This window comes from Nocardia violaceofusca NBRC 14427 (assembly GCF_963869435.1).
Taxonomy (GTDB): Bacteria; Actinomycetota; Actinomycetes; order Mycobacteriales; family Mycobacteriaceae; genus Nocardia; species Nocardia aobensis.
Genome location: NZ_CAWMPM010000002.1, coordinates 1 through 18,967, shown reverse-complemented (window position 1 = coordinate 18,967; position 18,967 = coordinate 1). Strand labels below are relative to the sequence as shown.

Below are 18,967 nucleotides of genomic sequence, written 5' to 3'. Positions count from 1 at the left end.
GACATGCCCGAAACAGGAACCAGCACAATCGATCCCGCGACCCTGCTGCGGCTGCCGACCCACAACGGACACGCCCTGCTCGCCGGGCTGCGACGTCATCGGCGCGAGCCGGTCATGACCCTCGGCGACACCGTCCTCACCGGCGCCGACGTCATCGACGCCATCAGCCGCTACATCGCCGCGTTCGCCGCCCACGAGGTCGGGCTCGGCACTCCGAGCGCACTGCTCGCCCTCAACCGCCCCGAGGTGCTGTTCATCCTCGGCGCCGGCCAGATCGCCGGACATCGGCGCACCGCACTGCATCCGATGGGCGGCCTCGACGACCACGTGCACGTGCTGACTGATGCCGGCATCACGAATCTGGTCATCGATCCGCAGCCGGCGTTCGTGCGGCGGGCGCGCGAACTCGCCGACCGGGTGCCCGAGCTGAAGCGGATCCTCGTCCTCGGCCCGGTCCCGGAGGAACTGGCCGATATCGGCGTCGACTTGATCTCCGCCGCAGCGGAATTCACTCCGGAACCGATCGAAGCGGTCGATATCCCACCGGATTTCGTCGTCTCGATCAGCTACACCGGCGGCACCACCGGAAAGCCCAAGGGCGTCATCGGCACCGCCGGCACCATGGCGACCATGACCCAGATCCAGCTCTCGGAATGGGAATGGCCGCAGCGCCCGCGATTCCTGATCTGCACACCGCTGTCGCATGCGGGCGCCGCGTTCTTCCTGCCCGTGGTGCTGCAGGGCGGGCAATGCGTGGTACTTCCGCGATTCGACGCCGGTGAGGTGCTGCGCGCCATCGAGGAACACCGCATCTCCGCGACCATGCTGGTGCCGTCGATGCTGTACGCGCTGCTCGACCATCCCGATATCGACTCGCGCGATCTGTCGTCGCTGGAAACGATCTACTACGGCGCCTCCTCGATCGATCCGAAACGCCTGACGCAGGCGATCGCCCGGTTCGGCCCCATCTTCGCCCAGTACTACGGCCAGTCCGAGGCGCCCATGGTGATCAGCTATCTGGGCAAGGACGAGCACGACGAGGCGCGGCTGACCTCGTGCGGCCGGCCGTCGGCGGCGCTGCGCACCGGGTTGATCGGCACGGACGGACAGCGGGTGGCGCCGGGCGAGGTCGGCGAGATCTGCGTATCCGGGCCACTGCTGGCCGGCGGTTACCTGAACCTGCCGGAGGTCACCGCGGAGACCTTCCGCGACGGCTGGCTGCACACCGGAGATCTCGCGCGCGAGGATCCCGACGGCTTCTGGCATATCGTCGGGCGCAGCAAGGACATGATCGTCACCGGCGGCTTCAACGTCTTTCCCCGGGAGGTGGAGGATGTCATCGCCGCCGACGCCCGCGTCCAGGGCGTTGCCGTCGTCGGTGTCGCCGATCCGCGCTGGGGTGAGGCCGTGACCGCCGCGGTCGTCTTCGATCCGGCCACCGCCGCCGATCCCGACGCGGTGGCCGCGGCGATCGATGACATCCAGCAGGATGTCAAGCGCCGCAAGGGTTCGGTCCAAGCTCCGAAACACGTCATCGTGGTCGATGCGCTGCCGTTGACGGGACTCGGCAAGGTCGACAAGAAGGCCGTTCAGGTCCTCGTCACCGCCGAACTCGATCGGTAGGTAGTCACCCGGCCTTACGAGCGGCCCCCGCGCCCCGGCTCCCCCACGACATCGGCGAGATGTCGTGCGCCGGTGGCGATCTCGGTCGCCTCCGCCATCCCCAACCGGAATTCGTGGTCGGCGGCAGGCGCGGGGCCCTCGTGATGACTGATTCCCGCCGCGCCGATGACGTAGTGCAATGCCGTGTCGCCGATGTGCACGGTCACCGTCCCCGTGGGCACGACGTCGGCGATCGCGCGGCCCAGCGGCAGCGCGAACCAGTGCGCGCGCACCGCGTCGGTGGCGCGACGCTGCCCCAGTAGCGGCGCCCCCCATTCCGAGAGTGCCTGCAGCACAGGCCGAAGCGCCGCGCCGGTGGGTGTGAGCTCGTAGACGGCGGCTGCCGAACGCGACCCCACCCTGCGGTGCGTGAGGATGCCGTCGCGTTCCAGATCCTTCAGCCGGGCCGCCAGTATATCGGTGCTGATGCCCGGAAGGTCGGCGAACAGATCGCTGTATCGCCGTGGCCCCGAGCACAATTCGCGAACCACCAGCAGATTCCAGCGGTCGCCGACGACTTCGAGCGCGCGGCTGACCGGACAGTAGTGGTCATAGGTTCGGCGTGGCACATCCCCACCCTATCCCAGCACTTGGAAAATCCAAGCACAAACTTGGAATAACCAAGTACAGTAGGCGGCCTACACGCCGGAAGGGGATGTTCATGCAGGTCAACCAGTCCAGCAAACTCATGGGGGTCTCGTACGAGATCCGCGGTCCGGTCGCCGAACAGGCCGCGCGACTGGAAGCCGAGGGCCATCACGTCGTCAAACTCAACACCGGCAATCCACTGCCCTTCGGCTTCGAGGCCCCCGCCGAGATCCTGCAGGACATCGTCCGGACGCTGCCGGTCTCGAGCGGCTACTCATCCTCGAAAGGCCTGTTGCCGGCACGGCGCGCGGTGGTCCAGTACTACCAGACCCTCGGGGTCACCGACATCGACGTCGAGGACGTCTTTCTCGGTAACGGCGTCTCCGAACTGATCATGATGGCACTCACCGCGCTCCTGGAGACCGGTGACGAAGTTCTCGTTCCCGCACCGGATTTCCCGCTCTGGACGGCGGCGACAACCCTCAACGGCGGCCGGGCGGTGCACTACATCTGCGACGAGGGCGCCGACTGGTATCCGGACCCGGCCGATATCGCCGCCAAGATCACCGACCGCACCCGCGCCCTCGTGCTCATCAACCCGAACAACCCCACCGGCGCCGTCTACCCGCCCGAGGTACTGCGGCCGATCCTCGACATCGCTCGCCGTCACAACCTGGTCGTCTTCGCCGACGAGATCTACGACAAGATCTACTACGACGGACTCACCCACACCTCGATCGCCGCGCTGGCGCCCGACCTGCTGTGCCTGACCTTTTCGGGATTGTCCAAGTCCTATCGGTGCGCGGGTCTGCGCTCCGGCTGGCTGGTCGTTTCCGGTCCCACCGGCCACGCGGAGAGCTACCTCGAGGGTCTCACCATGCTCGCGGGACTGCGACTGTGCGCGAATGTGCCGGGACAGCAAGCGATTCAGGCCGCATTGGGCGGGCATCAGAGCATCTACGACCTGACGCTGCCGGGCGGGCGCCTGCGCGAACAGCGCGACCGCGCGTGGGAGGCGCTCACCGCGATCCCGGGCATCACCTGCGTGAAACCCAAGGGCGCCCTGTACGCGTTCCCGCGCATCGATCCCCGCGTCTACGCCATTCGCGACGACGAGCAATTCGTCCTTGACCTTCTCCTGCAGGAAAAGCTGCATATCGTGCAGGGCACCGGTTTCAACTGGCCCACACCCGACCATTTCCGGATCACGACCCTGCCGCACGCCGACGAACTCGAATCCATCATCGAGCGCATCGGCCGCTTCTTGTCCACCTACCGGCAATAGCCGCGTTCGATGCCTGGCGGGGGAACCGGCCACCGGCGGCCGGACCGTCCACCACGCCTGACCGGGGCGCCCGACGGTGTACCGCCTCTTTCTCCACTAACCCACCTCCGAACCCCTCCGCCCGGTACCATTTATGGGCGCACAGGGTGTGACCAGCCAGTATCCGGATGCCGTTCGCGAACCGGACGAGTGGCCGTCGCACGGCAGTCCCTATCGACTCTCGGCGGTTCGTGCCAGCAGCGGTTCGTGCGAACTCGAGAGTTTTCAGCAGGCATCGAGGCCGCACCCGACGACCACGAATGGACATGTGCGGGGGCGGCCCCGGACCGGATCGACGACGATCCGATGACTCTCCGTCCGGAGGTGGATGGTGGCCGAGAAATTCGAAGGACATATCGCGCTCGATATCCGTGATTCCGTCGCCGACTGGAAGCCGTTCGCGGAACCGACCGCACCGCGCGGCGCACCCAATGTGCTGTATCTGGTGTGGGACGACATCGGAATCGCCACCTGGGACTGCTACGGCGGGCTGGTGGAGATGCCGAATATGCAGCGAATCGCCGACCGCGGAATCCAATTCACCCAGTTCCACACGACCGCGCTGTGTTCCCCGACTCGCGCCTCCCTGCTCACCGGACGGAATCCGACGTCCGTCGGAATGGCGACCATCGAAGAGTTCACCGACGGCTTCCCGAGTATGAGCGGCCGGATTCCCGACGACACCGCCCTGTGTTCGGAGGTTCTCACCGAACGCGGATGGAACACCTACGCCGTCGGCAAATGGCATATGACGCCGCTCGAGGAGAACAATCTGGCGGCGTCGAAACGTCATTGGCCGCTGGGGCGCGGATTCGAACGGTTCTACGGATTCCTCGGCGGCGAAGCCGACCAGTGGTATCCCAACCTCGTCTACGACAACCACCCGATCACACCGCCGTACTCGCCGGAGGACGGATATCACCTGTCGAAAGACCTGGCGGACAAGTCGATCGAGTTCATCCGCGACGCGAAGGTCATCGCCCCGGACAAACCGTGGTTCATGTACCTGTGCCCGGGATGCGGTCACGCGCCGCATCATGTCCCGCGCGAATGGGCGGACAAATACCGCGGCCGATTCGATATGGGATATGAGAAATACCGCGAGATCGTGCTGGAGAACCAGAAGCGCATGGGGCTGATCCCGGAGGACACCGAACTGTCTCCGATGAACCCGTACGCGGACGCCACGGGAAGCAACGGTGAACCCTGGCCGCTGCAGGACACGGTGCGGGCGTGGGATTCGCTGTCCGAGGACGAGAAACGGCTGTTCCGACGCCAGGCGGAGGTATTCGCCGGTTTCCTGTCCTACACCGATGCGCAGATCGGGCGGCTCCTCGATTATCTGGAGGAGAGCGGACAGCTGGACAATACGATCATCGTCACCTTCTCCGACAACGGCGCCAGCGGTGAGGGCGGTCCGAACGGCTCGGCCAACGAGATGAAATTCTTCAACGGCTATATCGACACGATCGAGGACAGCCTGGCGAAACTCGACGAGCTGGGATCGCCGACCACCTACAACCACTACAGCATCGGGTGGGCGATGGCGTTCAACACCCCGTACAAGCTGTACAAACGCTACGCATCGCACGAGGGCGGCATCGCCGACGCCTGTCTGCTCTCGTGGCCGGCCGGGATCGCCGCCCGCGGCGAACTTCGCCACCAGTACCTCAACGTCTGCGATGTCACCCCGACGATCTACGAATTACTAGGCATCACGCCCCCGGAGACGGTGAAGAACGTGGCGCAGCGCCCACTGGAAGGCGTCAGCTTCCGGGCCCTGCTCGACGACCCGGACGCCGACACCGGCAAGCACACGCAGTTCTATTCGATGCTGGGCACACGCGGCATCTGGCACCGGGGATGGTTCGCCGACACCGTGCACGCGGCGTGCCCGTCGGGCTGGGGACATTTCGACAGCGACCGCTGGGAGCTGTTCCACATCGAGGAAGACCGCAGCCAGATGCACGATCTGGCCGGCGATCGGCCCGAGAAGCTGGAGGAATTGCAGGCGCTGTGGTTCGCCGAGGCCGAGAAGTACAACGGCCTGCCGCTCTACGACCTCGACATCGTCTCGGTGATGCTGCGCGACCGGCCGACATATGCCAAGACCCGCGACACCGCCGTCTACTATCCCGGCATCGCCGAGGTGGGGCCGGGCGCCGCCTTGGAGATCCGCGGCCGATCCTTCGCGCTGCTCGCCGAGACGACGATCACGAGTCCCGACGCCGAGGGCGTGCTGTTCGCCCACGGCGGGCGACTCGGCGGGCACACGCTGTTCTTGCAGGACTGCCACCTGTACTACGTCTACAACTTCCTCGGCGAGGAGGAACAGGTGATGGTCTCCGACCGGCCGGTACCGCTGGGCGACCACATCCTGGGCATGCGTTACGAACGGAAAGGCACGCGGCCGGACAAGTTCACCCCGACCGGGGAGGCGGTCCTCTACATCGACGAGAATCCGGTGGGTTCGCTCGACGATATGCGGACCCAGCCGACCGTGTTCTCCGGCGTCGGCGAGGGTGTCCGGGTCGGTCGCGACGGCGGCCAGTCGGTATCCCCGCGCTACCACGCGCCCTTCCCCTTCACCGGCGGAGTCATGCACCAGGTCGTCGAGGATGTCAGTGGTAAACCGTATCTCGACCTTGAAATGGCCGCCGCCGCAGCCTTTTCGCGGGATTGATGGTGGTGCCGTGGCAACCCCCGCGCGCACGATAGCTGCACCAGTGCCCACGGGATCGCCGCGGCACCACTATCCTCGAACCATGTGTTCTCCCAGTGCCACGCTGACGGTGTGGGCGGGCTCGTGGCTGGCGGGCCGCAGCGCGCCCGACGACGTGCTGGACGCGTTGCGCGCCTGGTCGCCGCAGCACAGTGTCGCCGCCGGTGACCCGCTGACCGGCGGACGGACGGGACTGCCGTGGCCGTCGGCCGAGCCGCTGGAGGCCGGCACCGGAATCATGGTCCTGCTCAAGGTCATTCGCGAGGCTATGGCCGATCCGGGTGCGCAGATGCGGCTGGTACTGCCGGTGCCGGGCGATGCGCGCGGATTGCCGGTGGGCACCGAATTCGCCACGGCGGCAATGGATGCCGAGGAGGGCGTGATCGCCGGCGTACCCGGCGGCGAGGGTGTGGCGCTGGTGCCGCAGTGGACCGACGAGGAATCGTTGCAGTGGACCGTATTCCACACCCCGGTTCCGGTGCCCGCACCGGATATGGCGCTCGGCGAGGCCGAGTACGCGATGCGGGAGGCGGTACGCGAGGCCGCGGAGGCGCTGATGCGGTTACACACCACCGCGGTCGGCGGTGACGACGATCCGCGGGAGTTGATCGAGGCCGAACTGGCCGCCTGCTCGCGCCACATCTATCCGGACTCGGCGCCGCTGCGGGCCCGCCGCATCCTCGATTCGGCCGACCATGTGGCCGCGATCCTCACCGTGGCCCAGCAGACGGCCCCCTCCTCCCCCAGTTCGGCCAGCGCCGTGCAGGCCCAGGAGACGCTGCTGCGACCGCTGTGGAACGCCCTGCGCGCCGCCCGCCTGTCCGCGGTGAACGCGGCGGCCGGTCCGCGCTAGGTCGCGGCCTCGCCCGCAGGCGGCTCGGGCAGATTCAGTTCGTAGTCGTTGTAGCGCCCGCACACTCGCATGCCGATCCGGGACAGTGCCGCGCGCAGCGCCTCGTCGTCGAATTCGAATACCCGCAGCATGGTGATGTCGGGCATCACGGCGCGCAGTTCGGCTACCACCGCACCGAAGGCGGCGGTCAGCAGATCGGCGTCGGCCTCGCGATGGGCGAAACCCTCCTCGGCGCTGATGTAGGCCTCGGCGCCCCCGGCGAAGGTCGTGATCGTGGTGATCGGTTCCGTCGCCGACCGGGCCGAGAGCACGGTGGTGAGCAGCACCCGCCCCGGCGGGTCGGCCGATTCGGCGAGGGTGTGCACCAGCCGCCGCAGCGGCGCACTGGTGTCCGGGACGGGAGGCCGGGTGAGGTCCAGCTCCCACAGCCGCGCGTATTCGTCGACCCGCCGCGCACCCAGTTCGACCGCGGCCCGGCCGGACGGCCCGATATCGGTGCCCTGCCAGCGCAACACCCGGTATCCGGCGGCGGTGGCCCGGCGCACGGCCTCGGCGGTCAGCCGGCAGACCATCTCGGTTTCGTCCGCCTGCGGTTCGGACTCGTCGGCACGGCCCAGATACAGCGAGTGCACGAGGCGCTGCGCGGACACCGCCTGCACCCACGCCTCCCCCAGGCCGGCATCGCGCAACTCCGCCCAGCCCAGCAGCTCACCGCCGCCGCGGGCCGCGATCACGCCCAGCAGATCGGCGGTGCCGTCGGCGACGGAGATATCTTCGAGCAGGGGCAACCCGGTGCGGCCCGCCAATTCGGCGGCCAGCCGCAAACCCGTTCCCGGATGCTGGTCCCACTCCAGCGCGATGTCCACCTCCGCACAATAGCGGTGAATTAGCTGATCGCAGCCAGTTACCGCGCGAAACGTCGGCGACCGGCCCGACGAGCTCAGTGCTTGCGCACCACCGTCTCCCCCTCGGCCGGTTTCCAGATCACCACATCCATATGCCCGCCGCCCACCTCGACCGCCGAAGCGCCGGTGATATCAGCGGCGAAGAACGGATCCAGGCGCTGTCCGCGCAGGTCGAAACCCGTATCGGCGTACAGCGATTCGGCCCACCTGCGCTGCAGCTCGGCATCGGCCACCTCACGCACCACGCCCCACAGCTTGGCATCCCCGTCGCCGACCTGCGGGTCGACCGTGGCGGTGTGCAGGCAGAAGCGCGGGTCCCGGCGCAGATCCGCGAATTTACGGGTGCCCGGCATGCCCACCAGCCACAACTGCCCCTCGAACAGGCGTGGTTCCAGCGGGCTGATCCGTGGATAACCGTCGCGGCGAGTCGTCGCCAGCAAGCACAGATGGCCGGCCGCCACGTGGCGGCGCACAAAGATCCCGGCGATACGCGGGGCGGCACCGGCGAATTCGCTCCACCTCGTCATAGTCGTACGGTAGAACTTTCGGCGGGCACGTCATACAACATCGAGGTCGTCATGAAGATTTCTCCGCGCCGGGCGGCGGGCGCCGTCGCCGCCGCGTTCGCCTGCGCCCTGGTTTCGCCGACCGGGGCGCACGCCGTGGTCGGCGGTGCCCCGGTCGACGCCGCCGACTATCCGTGGCTGGCGGCCATCGGCTCGCCCGTCTACGCGACGCGGCCGGGCGGGCAGTTCTGCGCCGGCGCACTGATCGCCCCCGACCGGGTACTCACGGCCGCCCATTGCGGGGCCTTGGCCCGCACACTGCCGGGAACGACGGTGACCTTCGGCCGCACCGATGTCGCCGGGCACGGCGGCGTCACCATCGGAATCGCCGACGTCCGCATCGACCCGGATTTCCGGGTGTCGCTGTTCGGCACCGATCTGAGCTATCACCACGCGGTCGCCGTGCTGGTCCTGAGCGCACCGGTCGCCCTGCCGACCGTGGCTGTGGGGGCGCCACACGGGGATACGGCGACGGTGGTCGGCTGGGGCGCCACCTCCGAGGACGACCAGTCCAACACCGTGCTGCGGGCGGCGACGGTACCGCTGGTGCCCGATGCGGCCTGCGCGGTCGCCTACGCCGCCGAATTCGATCCGGCCGAGGCGGTGTGCGCGGGCTCCTCCGCCGCCGACACCGCTGAATTCGACAGCGGCGGACCGCTATTGGTGGACGGCAAGGTCGCCGGCATCACCTCCTGGGGTAAGGGTGCGGCCGAACCCGGATTCCCCGGTGTGTACGCGCGGGTGCCCGCACTCGACTTCTGATCAGATCACCGCGTTCGGAGTCATCGCACCCGGACCGGCTGGGCGGGCGCGACCGGGCGGAACGAATCCGGATCGGCGGCCTCCCAGTCGGCGCGCCAGCTCGCCGGCGGATGAACGAGCAACTCCCCGGGCGCGAGCCATTCGTAGAGTTCGGCGTACGACCGGATCTCGTTGGCCGCCACCTTCTTCCGCAGCATGTGGGTATCGAGTTCGGCGGGGTCGTGCACGCCCATCGAGGCCATCATCTGCATCGCCTGGCGCACCGTGGCCTCCTGATACCGCTGCACCCGCTCGGCCTTGTCGGCGACGTCGAGGGCGCGGGCACGCCGCGGATCCTGCGTCGCGACGCCGACCGGGCACTGATTGGTGTGACAGCGCTGGGACTGGATGCATCCGACCGCCATCATCATCGCCCGGGCGGCATTGGTGAAGTCCGCGCCCTGCACCATGCGCTTGACGATATCGGTGCCGGTGGCCACCTTTCCGCTGGCTCCCAATCGGATCCGATCCCGCAGGCCCGTTCCGACGAGTGCGTTGTGCACCGTCATCAGCCCGTCGGTCAGCGGGAGGCCCACGTGGTCCTCGTATTCCAGCGGTGCGGCCGCCGTACCGCCCTCGGCACCGTCGACGACGATGAAATCGGGTGCGGTCCCCTCGGCGATCATCGCCTTGCAGATCGCCAGGACGTCCGTGCGGGACCCGACGCACAATTTGAACCCGACGGGCTTGCCGCCGGACAACTCGCGCAGCCGGACGAGAAAGCGGATCAATTCGCGCGGGGTGTGGAATTCCGAATGCGACGGCGGGCTGACGCATTTCTCGTGTGCGGGCACCCCGCGATAGCGGGCGATCTCCTCGCTCACCTTCGCGGCCGGCAGAACTCCGCCGAGTCCGGGTTTCGCGCCCTGACTCAACTTCACCGAGATCGCCTTCACCTGGTCGTAGCCGGCCTTCTCGGCGAACTGTTCCGGATCGAAACGACCGTCGCGGGTGCGGGTGCCGAAGTAGGCCGAACCGATCTCCCACACCAGATCCGCGCCGCCCTCCAGATGGAACGGCGTCAGCCCGCCCTCCCCGGTGTCGTGCGCGAAACCGCCGCGGGCGGCGCCGATGTTCAACGCGCGCAGCGCATTCCCCGACAGCGCGCCGAAACTCATCGCCGAGACGTTCAGCAGCGACATGGCATAGGGCTGCCGGCAGTCCGGGCCGCCGACCAGCACGCGCGGCGGCCGCTCGGGTTCCGGGAGCGCGGCCACCGAATGGACGAGGAATTCGTAGCCGACGGCTTCGATATCGCGCTCGGTTCCGTAGGACAGTTCGCCGTGAATTCCCTTGGCGCGCTCGTAGATCATCGTCCGCACGTCGCGGTCGAAGGGGCGGCCGTCGAAATTCCGCTCGATGAAATACTGCTGCAGTTCGGGCCGGATACTTTCCAGCAGATAGCGCATATGCCCCAGCAACGGATAGTTGCGCAGGATCGAATGCCGGCGCTGCACCAGATCGTAGGCGCCGACGAGAACGAGCAATCCCGCGCCGACGGCGAGGATCCACCAGGCCCACGAACCGATCGCCGCGATGACGCCCAGGACGACCACCGCCACCGTGAGCAGACCGAAGAGGAAGAATCGCGTCATCGCCCCACCGTCACCTTTCGCACAGGGGTCCTCGCCACCGAGCACGACACCGCGGGACTCCGGCCCGCGCACACCCTACCGTTCATACCCGGGGGCATACCCGCTCGGCGGCGGTTACTTTCGGCGGCGCACCGGTTCACAGCATCCGGGTGCGCAGATCGCCCCGTTGCGGGTGCAGCCGTATCCGGGAACCGTGCCCGAGCGCCGGGGTTCGTCCCCGTCGAGATGCTCGCCGACCAGTTCGGCGACCATCCGGGCGAAGCGCGGATCCGGGCCGGGAGTGGCGGCGCGGGCGAAGGCCATACCCAGTTCGGCGGCCTTCTCGGCGGCCTCGTTGTCCAGGTCCCAGACGACCTCGAGGTGGTCGGAGACGAAGCCGACCGGGCAGACCACGACGGCCTCGACGCCCTTGCCGGACAACGCTTCCAGATGGTCGACGATATCGGGATCCAGCCACGGCACCTGCGGCGGTCCCGAACGCGACTGCCACACCACGTCGAAATCGTCGAAACCAGTTGCCGCGGCACACAATCGGGCGGCATCGGCGACCTGGCGGCTGTAGAGGTGACCGCCGTCGGCGGGCGGTCCGGCCGCGACGTCGGCGGCGACCGGAATCGAATGGGCGGTGAACACCAGCCGGGCGCGGTCGCGCGAGTCGGCCGGAAGTTCGCGCACCGCCGCGCGTATCGCGTCGGCGAAGGAGTCGATCAGCAGCGGATGATCGAAGTACTGCCGCAGTTTGGTCAGTTCCGGCGCACCCTCGACCGCGGCGCGGGCACGCTCGATGTCCTCGTCGTACTGGCGGCACCCCGAATATCCGCCCCACGCCGAGGTCGGGAACACCAGGGCGTGGCCGATGCCGTCGGCGCGCATGGTGGCGACCGTTTCCTCGATCATCGGATGCCAGTTGCGATTACCGAAGTACACCGGCAGATCCACTGCACGCGCGGCGAATTCGGCCTCGATCGCGGCGATCAGGTCGCGGTTGAGCGCATTGATCGGCGAGACGCCACCGAAGTGGAAATAGTGCTGGGCCACCTCGTCGAGGCGTTCGCGCGGCACGCCCCGGCCCCGGGTGACGTTCTCCAGGAACGGCATCACGTCCTCGGGGCGTTCGGGACCGCCGAAGGACAGCAGGAGCAGTGCGTCGACGGTCCCGGTCACGGCTGATTACCTCCGGGCTCTCAGTTGGCCGACCAGTTCTCGGGGAACCAGGTGTTGTGGCTGGCGCCGCCGTCGACGTAGATGATCGAACCGGTGGTGCCGGGCAGCCAGTCCGACAGCAGGGTGACGATCGACTTGGCGACCACGGTCGGGTCGTCGACGTCCCAGCCGATCGGCGAGGCGCCGTCCCAGTAGGTGTTGAGCATGTTCAGCTGCTTGGCGTCGTCGGTGGCCGTGCCCGCGATCGCCTTCGCGGCGAGGGTCTTAATCGGGCCCGCGGCGACCAGGTTGGAACGAACACGCTTGGCCTCGCCCACCTCTCGCGCCACATAGCGGTTCACCGACTCCAGGGCGGCCTTGGCCACACCCATCCAGTTGTAGAAGGGCATCGCGGTGCGCGGATCGAAGTCCATGCCCACGATCGAGCCGCCCTCGTTCATCGCGGGCAGCACCGCGCGCGCCAGCGAGGCGTAGCTCCACGCGGAGATCTCGAAGGCCTTGGCGGCGTCGGCGCCCGGGCCGTCGAGGAACGGCAGCGCGTCGGGGCCCATCAGGGTGCGCGGGGCGAAGGCGATGGAGTGCAGCACGCCGTCGATGCCCTCGGGCGCGAGCTCGCGCACCTTGTCGGCGAGACCGGCGAGGTCGTCCTCGTTGGTGACGTCGAGGCCGATCGCGGGTGCGATTTCCTGCGGCAGGCGCTTGGCGATGCGGTCGATCAGGCGCAGCCGCTCGGGGATACCGGTGATGATCACCTTCGCGCCCTGCTCCTGCGCCACCTTGGCGGCATGGAAGGCGATCGACGAATCGGTGATGATGCCGGTGATCAGGACGGTTTTACCGTCCAGGATTCCGCTCATGGGTGGTGAATTCTCCTCGGGAAACTCGGATGGGAAGTCGGCGGGGGCTCGGTAGCCGGTTGCTCAGTGGCCCATGCCCATGCCGCCGTCGACCGGCAGGATCGCACCGGTGATGTAGGACGCGTCGTCGGAGGCCAGGAAGCTGATCGCCGCGGCGACCTCTTCCGGCTGGCCGATGCGGGCCGCGGGAATGACCTTCAGCGCCATCTCGCGCATGTCCGCGGTCATCTCTTCCCGGGTCATATCGGTGTCGATGAAGCCGGGCGCCACCACGTTGGCGGTGATGTTGCGTGAGCCGATCTCGCGGGTGATCGCGCGGGCCATGCCGACCAGACCGGCCTTGGCCGCCGCGTAGTTCACCTGGCCGGGGCCACCCATCTGCCCCACAACCGAGCCGAGGAAGATGATGCGGCCGAAGCGGGCCCGCAGCATCGCCCGGTTGGCGCGCTTGGCGCAGCGCCACGCGCCGGTGAGGTTGGCGTCGATGACGCGGGTGAACTGCTCCTCGCTCATCCGCATGAGCAGGGTGTTGTCGACGATGCCGGCGTTGGCCACCAGTACCTCGACCGGACCGTGCTTGGCCTCGATCTCACTGAAGGCCGCATCGATCGAATCCGCGTCCGTCACATCGCATTTCACGCCCAGAAGACCTTCCGGCGCGCCCGATCCGCGATGGGTGACGGCAACCTTGTGCCCGTCGGCGGCCAGCCGCTGGGCCACCGCGAGACCGATACCGCGGTTGCCACCGGTCACCAGGACCGATCGGGAAGTGAAGTTCGACATGAATGTCAACCTATCTGTTCGAGTTCGACTGTCGTGGCCGGGTTGCGCGGTACCCGTTATGGCAGGCGTTGACGATAGACCAAACCGCTCACCACACCCGCAGCGGTCAGCAGCAGACCCAGGAGCAGCCACGGCCGGCTGGCATCACCCATCTGCATCTCGTAGCCGATCTGCTTGTCCAGGGTGTCGTAGACGGCGCTGAGTTCTTCCAGCGTGGAGGCGGTGTAGAAGTCGCCGCCGGAGATCTTGGCGATCTCGCGCAAGGAGTCGTCGTCGACCGGAACCCGGACGCGCTGCGACCCTTTGCCGTCCTGATCCGGAATCTCGACCGAACCCCAGGTGGTGCCGAAGGAGATGGTCGACACCGGGATGCTCTTCTGCTTGGCGACCCGGGCGGCGACGAAGCCGTGGCGGGGGTTGTCGACGTCCTTGTCGTCGGGCACGGTCTGCTTGCCGTCGGACATCAGCACGATGCGTGCCGGGGGCGGCGTCTGCGCCCCGCCCAGCACCGAGGCGAGCGTGTCGATGGCCTGCAGGGCGCTGAAGATGCCCTCACCGGTGGCGGTCCGTTCGGCGAGCTTCATATTGTTGATCGCCGCCTTCATCGCCTCCCGGTTGGTCGTCGGTGAGACCTGCACCGATGCGGTACCGGCGAAGGTCACCAAGCCCAAATTGATCCCCGGGGTGAGACCGTCCACGAAATCGGTCGCGGCCTTCTTCGCGACCTGGATCCGGGACGGCGGCACGTCGGTGGCCTCCATCGACAACGACACGTCGATCACCAGCATGACCGTGGCCCGGTTGCGCGGCACCTTCTCGGCCGCCTGCGGACCCGCCGCGGCGACCGTCAGCAGAGCCAGGCCCACCAGCATCAGCGCCACCGGCGCGTGCCGCCAGTTGCTGGGACGCTTGGGCGCCACTCTTTCGAGGGTCTCCATATTGGAGAACCGCAGCATGTGGCGTTTGCGCCGCCGCTGGACCAGCACGTAGAGCAGCGCGATCGCGGCGACGACGATGAGGAATGCCAGCCAGATCGCGGACGTGAAATGCGAAATACTCACTGTCGGGGCACCCGCCCGGTCGGGGCGCCGAAGGTGTGGCGCCGAGTGGACACGAAACGGACCACGTCGGCGATCCAGTCACGATCGGTGCGCAGCGTCATCACGGGCGCGCCGCAACTACGCAACGCCGCCTCGACCTGTTCGCGATGCTGCTGGGCAGCACGGCCGAAATCGGCGCGCAGGGTGGGAGTGACGGTGAATTCGCGGGTGCGGCCGGTTTCGGGATCGTGGAGCACCACGTCACCGACATCGGGCAGATCCAGATCCAGCGGATCGAGGATCTCCACACCGAGCAGATCGTGACGGCCTGAGATCGCGCGCAGCGAACGCTGCCAGTCGATCTCGCCGAGGAAGTCCGAAATGACAACGGCCAGACCGCGTTTGCGTTGCGGCCGGCGCAGCGATTCGATGGCGCCGCGCAGATCGCCGCGCACGCCGTCGCTCGCATGGGGGGTGGTCGCGATGCTGCGCAGCAGCGACTGGGCGTGCACCCGGCCGGTGCGGGCCGGAATCCGGTACAGCCGTTCGCCGTTGGCGACGACCGCGCCGACCCGGTTGCCGCCGCCGCTGGTCAGATGCGTCACCGCGGCAGCCGCCGCGACCACCAGATCACGCTTCTGGCACAGCGCGGTGCCGAAGTCCAGACTGGCCGACAGGTCGACCACCAGCCAGGTCTCGAGCTCCCGGTCGGCGATCATCTGCCGCACGTGCGGATGGGTGGTGCGGGCGGTGACCGACCAATCCATCTGGCGCACATCGTCACCCGGCTGATACATCCGCGCGTCCCCGGGTTCGGACCCGGGGCCGGGGATCAGGCCGAGATGATCGCCGTGCAGCACGCCGTCGAGGCGGCGGCGCACCGTCAGCTCCAGAGTTTTCAGCGCGGCCGACAATCGCGGATCGCGCAGATCTCCGGACCGGAACGACGGCGGGGCGCTGTCGGGATGAGCGGGGACGTGAGCTGAGTTCGTCACTGGCGCAACCGAATCCGATGCCCCGCTCACTGGCGCTGCGGCTGCCCGGCGCCCTGACCGTTCTGCGGCTGACCGGCCGGATGCGGGGCGATGGGCTGCGGCGCGGCAGCCTGCGGACCCGGAGCCGGCATCGGCGCGGGACCGCCCTGGGCGGGTGCGTTGGCCTGGGTGGCGACCTGCGGCAGGCCGACCGTCTGCAGCACCCGGCGGATCACGTCGTCGGGGCTGACCTCGTCGGCGAGGGCGTCGTAGGACAGCACGAGACGATGGCGCAGCACATCCGGAACGACCTCGACGACGTCCTGCGGCACCACGTAATCGCGGCCGCGGATCAGCGCGACCGCGCGGGCGGCGGCGATGATGCCGAGGCTGGCACGCGGCGAGGCGCCGTAGGCGATCCATCCCGCGACGTCGTCCAGCCCGAATTCGGCCGGCTTGCGGGTCGCGGCGATGACGCGCACGACGTAGTCGACCAGCGCGTGGTGGACGAAGGTGTTGGCGGCCAGTTTCTGCAGCCGGATCAGTTCGGCCGGCTCGAGGATCCGCTTGGGCTCCGGCGGGGTCACACCCATCCGGTAGATGATCTCGCGCTCCTCCTCGACCGTCGGATAGTCGACGACGACCTTGAACAGGAAGCGGTCGCGCTGCGCCTCGGGCAGCGGGTACACGCCCTCGCTCTCGATCGGGTTCTGGGTCGCCATGACCAGGAACGGATCGGGCATCGGGTAGGTCTTGCCGCCGATCGACACGTGCCGCTCGGCCATGACCTCGAGCAGTGCCGACTGCACCTTCGCGGGCGCGCGGTTGATCTCGTCGGCGAGGACGAAGTTGGCGACGACCGGGCCGAGTTCGGTATCGAATTCCTCGCGGCCCTGCCGGTAGATGCGGGTACCGATCAGGTCGGTGGGCACCAGGTCGGGGGTGAACTGCACGCGCGAGAAGCTGCCGCCGACCACCTTCGCGAAGGTCTCCACCGCCAGCGTCTTGGCGATACCGGGCACACCCTCGAGCAGCACGTGCCCGCGAGCCAGAACGCCGACGAGCAGCCGCTCGACCAACCGGTCCTGACCGACGATGACCCGTTTGACTTCGTAGATCGCCTTCTCCAGGGTCGCGACGTCACGCTCCAAAGTGCCCGAGGCGGCCTCCGCCTGCTTCACCGCACTCCCAGCGCTCACATCGTCCGTCGAAGTCACCAAACTCCCCGCTTTCGCTTCGGTCTCCATGCGTGCCGCCCCAACTATTCCAGGTATCGAGCAAGATTGCCGCAACTGGGCTCGCACAATGTCGCGGGCCAGGCCTTCCGGGCGGATCGGAAGGCACTCGACGGTGTCCGGAATGCGCTGATTCCGAATTGCCGTGTCGCGGCGGGTGGCCGCGGCGGGATCAGCCCACCGCGGCCAGATATTCGGCGTAGAACAGCGCCAGCCCCACCGCGGCCGCGATGCCCGCGAGCAGCCAGAATCGGATGATCACCGTGGTTTCGGGCCAGCCGCCGAGTTCGAAATGGTGGTGGAACGGCGCCATCTTGAACAACCGGTTGCGGGTGGTGCGGAAAACCGCGATCTGCAACGCCACGGACAGAATTTCGGCGAAGAACAACGCGCCCACGACCACCATCAGCAATTCGGTGCGGGTGGTGATCGAGATTCCGGCCAGCAGCCCGCCCAGGGCCAGCGACCCGGTATCGCCCATGAAGATCTTGGCCGGATTGGCATTCCACCACAGGAATCCGATGCAGGCGGCGCCACCGGCCGCGCACACCACGGCCAGGTCGAGCGGGTCACGCACGCTGTAGCAGCCCGGAAGCGCGTGGGCGGCACAGGAATTGGTGTACTGCCAGAAGGTGACGATGACGTAGGCGCCCAGCGCGAAACCCATCGATCCCGCGGCCAGGCCGTCCAGCCCGTCGGTGATGTTCACGGCGTTGGACCAGGCGACCACCACGAAGCAGACCGCCAGCAGGAAGACCACCAGCGGGAAGGCCACCGTGGGCCAGTCCCGCACATACGACACCTGCCGGCTGGCCGGGGTCAGCCCGGTGCTGCCGGGAAAGCGCAGCGCCAGGATTCCGAAGATCACGGCCGAGCCGATCTGCCCGATGTACTTGCCCGTCGCGGTCAGACCCAGATTGCGATGCTTGCGGATCTTGATGAAGTCGTCGAGGAAGCCGACGAAGCCCAGCGCGGTGGCCAGGCCGAGCACCAGCAGCCCGGACGCCGACGGCCCGTCGGCGTCGTAGCGCAGGCCGATCAGGTGCGAACCCAGATAACCGGCCCACAACCCCGCCACGATGGCGATGCCGCCCATGGTGGGCGTGCCCCGTTTGGCCTGGTGACTCTGCGGTCCCTCGACGCGGATCTGCTGGCCGAGATTCCGGCGTGCGAACAACCTGATCAGCAACGGCGTCACGGTGATCGAGACCGCGAGTGCGATCGCCGCCGAGAACAGGATCTGCCTCATCAATACCCCAACTACTGCCGAACTCTCGGCTCGTGCCGAACGGACCGGCACGATATGTGCCGATTCGCATGGTAGCCAAGATCATTCGGAGGTGCGTCAGGTGATCAGGCGAATCGCGTACGGCATGATGCCGCCCTCGCGCACCGGCGAAATCTTCACGACGTCACCGGATTCGGGCGCCTCGATCATCTTGCCGTCGCCCAGGTACAGCGCGACGTGCTCGCTGCCGTTGGCCCCCCAGAACAGCATGTCGCCACGCTCGCGCTGGGCGACCTTGACCCGGGTGCCCATCGTGTACTGGTAGCCGCTGTAGTGCGGCAGGGAGATGCCGACACCGGCGAAGGCGTAGATCATCAGGCCCGAGCAGTCGAAGCCCACCTTGTTGTAGTCGCCGTAGGAATCGGCCACGCCGCCGTCGTGGATGCCCTTGGTGGGCCCGTCCTCGTCGCCGCCGCCCCAGGCGTAGGTGACGCCGAGTTGCGACATCGCGCGGTCGACGACCGTCTCGATCAGTTCGGAGCGGCTGCCGCTGGGCCGGCTGGGGGTCGACATCGACCGGCGCGGCGGCGGTGCGTTGTCCAGCTGGGTGTGCGGCCGCTTGCCCGCGCCGAGTTCGGCGGCGCGGTCCTGCGCCGCCTGATCGGCGGCG

General features: G+C 67.9%; 17 protein-coding genes. 5 read left to right on the top strand and 12 right to left on the bottom strand.

Annotated elements, in window-relative coordinates; genetic code table 11:
* Positions 1 to 3: 3 nt before the first annotated feature.
* Complete coding sequence (gene fadD8 / locus AC5592_RS02110; protein WP_051024679.1) at positions 4 to 1,623, top strand: fatty-acid--CoA ligase FadD8; 1,620 nt, start codon at positions 4 to 6, stop codon at positions 1,621 to 1,623.
* A gap of 14 nt (positions 1,624 to 1,637) precedes the next feature.
* Here the strand turns inward: fadD8 and AC5592_RS02105 are convergent, their stop codons facing one another.
* The gene (locus AC5592_RS02105; protein WP_036502286.1) at positions 1,638 to 2,231 is read right to left on the bottom strand and encodes a winged helix-turn-helix transcriptional regulator; all 594 of its coding nucleotides are present in this window, start codon (positions 2,229 to 2,231) and stop codon (positions 1,638 to 1,640) included.
* 86 nt (positions 2,232 to 2,317) lie between these two features.
* Between AC5592_RS02105 and AC5592_RS02100 the strand changes: the two genes are divergently transcribed.
* The 3 genes from AC5592_RS02100 to AC5592_RS02090 all read left to right on the top strand — a co-directional run bounded on the left by AC5592_RS02100 (position 2,318) and on the right by AC5592_RS02090 (position 7,149).
* Complete coding sequence (locus tag AC5592_RS02100) at positions 2,318 to 3,535, top strand: pyridoxal phosphate-dependent aminotransferase (protein WP_371507065.1); 1,218 nt, start codon at positions 2,318 to 2,320, stop codon at positions 3,533 to 3,535.
* Between the two features lie 367 nt (positions 3,536 to 3,902).
* Positions 3,903 to 6,257: an arylsulfatase gene (locus AC5592_RS02095; RefSeq protein WP_063063211.1), complete on the top strand. Its 2,355-nt coding sequence runs from the start codon at positions 3,903 to 3,905 to the stop codon at positions 6,255 to 6,257.
* A gap of 82 nt (positions 6,258 to 6,339) precedes the next feature.
* Positions 6,340 to 7,149, top strand: coding sequence for an Rv1486c family protein (locus tag AC5592_RS02090; RefSeq protein ID WP_036502313.1), 810 nt, complete (start codon positions 6,340 to 6,342; stop codon positions 7,147 to 7,149).
* On the opposite strand, the gene AC5592_RS02085 is transcribed toward AC5592_RS02090, so the two are convergent.
* Entirely contained in the window at positions 7,146 to 8,015 is an 870-nt protein-coding gene (locus AC5592_RS02085; protein WP_063063210.1) for a hypothetical protein, read from the bottom strand. The genes AC5592_RS02090 and AC5592_RS02085 overlap by 4 nt on opposite strands.
* A gap of 74 nt (positions 8,016 to 8,089) precedes the next feature.
* The gene (locus AC5592_RS02080) at positions 8,090 to 8,581 is read right to left on the bottom strand and encodes a pyridoxamine 5'-phosphate oxidase family protein (protein ID WP_063063209.1); all 492 of its coding nucleotides are present in this window, start codon (positions 8,579 to 8,581) and stop codon (positions 8,090 to 8,092) included.
* A gap of 51 nt (positions 8,582 to 8,632) precedes the next feature.
* On the opposite strand from AC5592_RS02080, the gene AC5592_RS02075 reads away from it, so the two are divergent.
* Complete coding sequence (locus tag AC5592_RS02075) at positions 8,633 to 9,382, top strand: S1 family peptidase (protein ID WP_063063208.1); 750 nt, start codon at positions 8,633 to 8,635, stop codon at positions 9,380 to 9,382.
* A gap of 20 nt (positions 9,383 to 9,402) precedes the next feature.
* On the opposite strand, the gene AC5592_RS02070 is transcribed toward AC5592_RS02075, so the two are convergent.
* The 9 genes from AC5592_RS02070 to AC5592_RS02030 all read right to left on the bottom strand — a co-directional run.
* Entirely contained in the window at positions 9,403 to 11,016 is a 1,614-nt protein-coding gene (locus AC5592_RS02070; protein WP_063063207.1) for an FMN-binding glutamate synthase family protein, read from the bottom strand.
* Positions 11,017 to 11,130: 114 nt separating this feature from the next.
* Positions 11,131 to 12,180, bottom strand: a complete 1,050-nt coding sequence (locus tag AC5592_RS02065; protein ID WP_063063206.1) for a ferrochelatase — start codon at positions 12,178 to 12,180, stop codon at positions 11,131 to 11,133.
* Positions 12,181 to 12,200: 20 nt separating this feature from the next.
* A complete protein-coding gene (gene inhA, locus AC5592_RS02060; protein ID WP_036502325.1) occupies positions 12,201 to 13,037 on the bottom strand; it encodes an NADH-dependent enoyl-ACP reductase InhA in 837 nt (278 codons plus the stop codon).
* A 63-nt stretch (positions 13,038 to 13,100) separates the two neighbouring features.
* Positions 13,101 to 13,820, bottom strand: a complete 720-nt coding sequence (gene fabG1, locus AC5592_RS02055) for a 3-oxoacyl-ACP reductase FabG1 (protein ID WP_063063205.1) — start codon at positions 13,818 to 13,820, stop codon at positions 13,101 to 13,103.
* A gap of 56 nt (positions 13,821 to 13,876) precedes the next feature.
* Complete coding sequence (locus AC5592_RS02050; RefSeq protein ID WP_036502329.1) at positions 13,877 to 14,881, bottom strand: VWA domain-containing protein; 1,005 nt, start codon at positions 14,879 to 14,881, stop codon at positions 13,877 to 13,879.
* Entirely contained in the window at positions 14,878 to 15,855 is a 978-nt protein-coding gene (locus AC5592_RS02045) for a DUF58 domain-containing protein (protein ID WP_036502331.1), read from the bottom strand. The genes AC5592_RS02050 and AC5592_RS02045 overlap by 4 nt, the downstream gene beginning before the upstream one ends.
* Positions 15,856 to 15,881: 26 nt before the next feature.
* Complete coding sequence (gene moxR1, locus AC5592_RS02040) at positions 15,882 to 17,051, bottom strand: chaperone MoxR1 (protein WP_051024680.1); 1,170 nt, start codon at positions 17,049 to 17,051, stop codon at positions 15,882 to 15,884.
* Between the two features lie 190 nt (positions 17,052 to 17,241).
* Entirely contained in the window at positions 17,242 to 18,318 is a 1,077-nt protein-coding gene (gene mraY, locus AC5592_RS02035; RefSeq protein WP_036502335.1) for a phospho-N-acetylmuramoyl-pentapeptide-transferase, read from the bottom strand.
* Positions 18,319 to 18,414: 96 nt separating this feature from the next.
* The coding region (locus AC5592_RS02030; protein ID WP_198163738.1) for an NlpC/P60 family protein at positions 18,415 to 18,967 on the bottom strand (553 nt) is incomplete at its 5' end.

Bases quoted from the DNA above. Each gene is read 5' to 3' on its own strand.
- fadD8 (WP_051024679.1), top strand. From the start codon at position 4: ATGCCCGAAACAGGAACCAGCACAATCGATCCCGCGACCCTGCTGCGG.
- AC5592_RS02100 (WP_371507065.1), top strand. From the start codon at position 2,318: ATGTTCATGCAGGTCAACCAGTCCAGCAAACTCATGGGGGTCTCGTAC.
- AC5592_RS02095 (WP_063063211.1), top strand. From the start codon at position 3,903: ATGGTGGCCGAGAAATTCGAAGGACATATCGCGCTCGATATCCGTGAT.
- AC5592_RS02090 (WP_036502313.1), top strand. From the start codon at position 6,340: ATGTGTTCTCCCAGTGCCACGCTGACGGTGTGGGCGGGCTCGTGGCTG.
- AC5592_RS02080 (WP_063063209.1), bottom strand. From the start codon at position 8,581: ATGACGAGGTGGAGCGAATTCGCCGGTGCCGCCCCGCGTATCGCCGGG.
- AC5592_RS02075 (WP_063063208.1), top strand. From the start codon at position 8,633: ATGAAGATTTCTCCGCGCCGGGCGGCGGGCGCCGTCGCCGCCGCGTTC.
- AC5592_RS02070 (WP_063063207.1), bottom strand. From the start codon at position 11,016: ATGACGCGATTCTTCCTCTTCGGTCTGCTCACGGTGGCGGTGGTCGTC.
- inhA (WP_036502325.1), bottom strand. From the start codon at position 13,037: ATGAGCGGAATCCTGGACGGTAAAACCGTCCTGATCACCGGCATCATC.
- fabG1 (WP_063063205.1), bottom strand. From the start codon at position 13,820: ATGTCGAACTTCACTTCCCGATCGGTCCTGGTGACCGGTGGCAACCGC.
- mraY (WP_036502335.1), bottom strand. From the start codon at position 18,318: ATGAGGCAGATCCTGTTCTCGGCGGCGATCGCACTCGCGGTCTCGATC.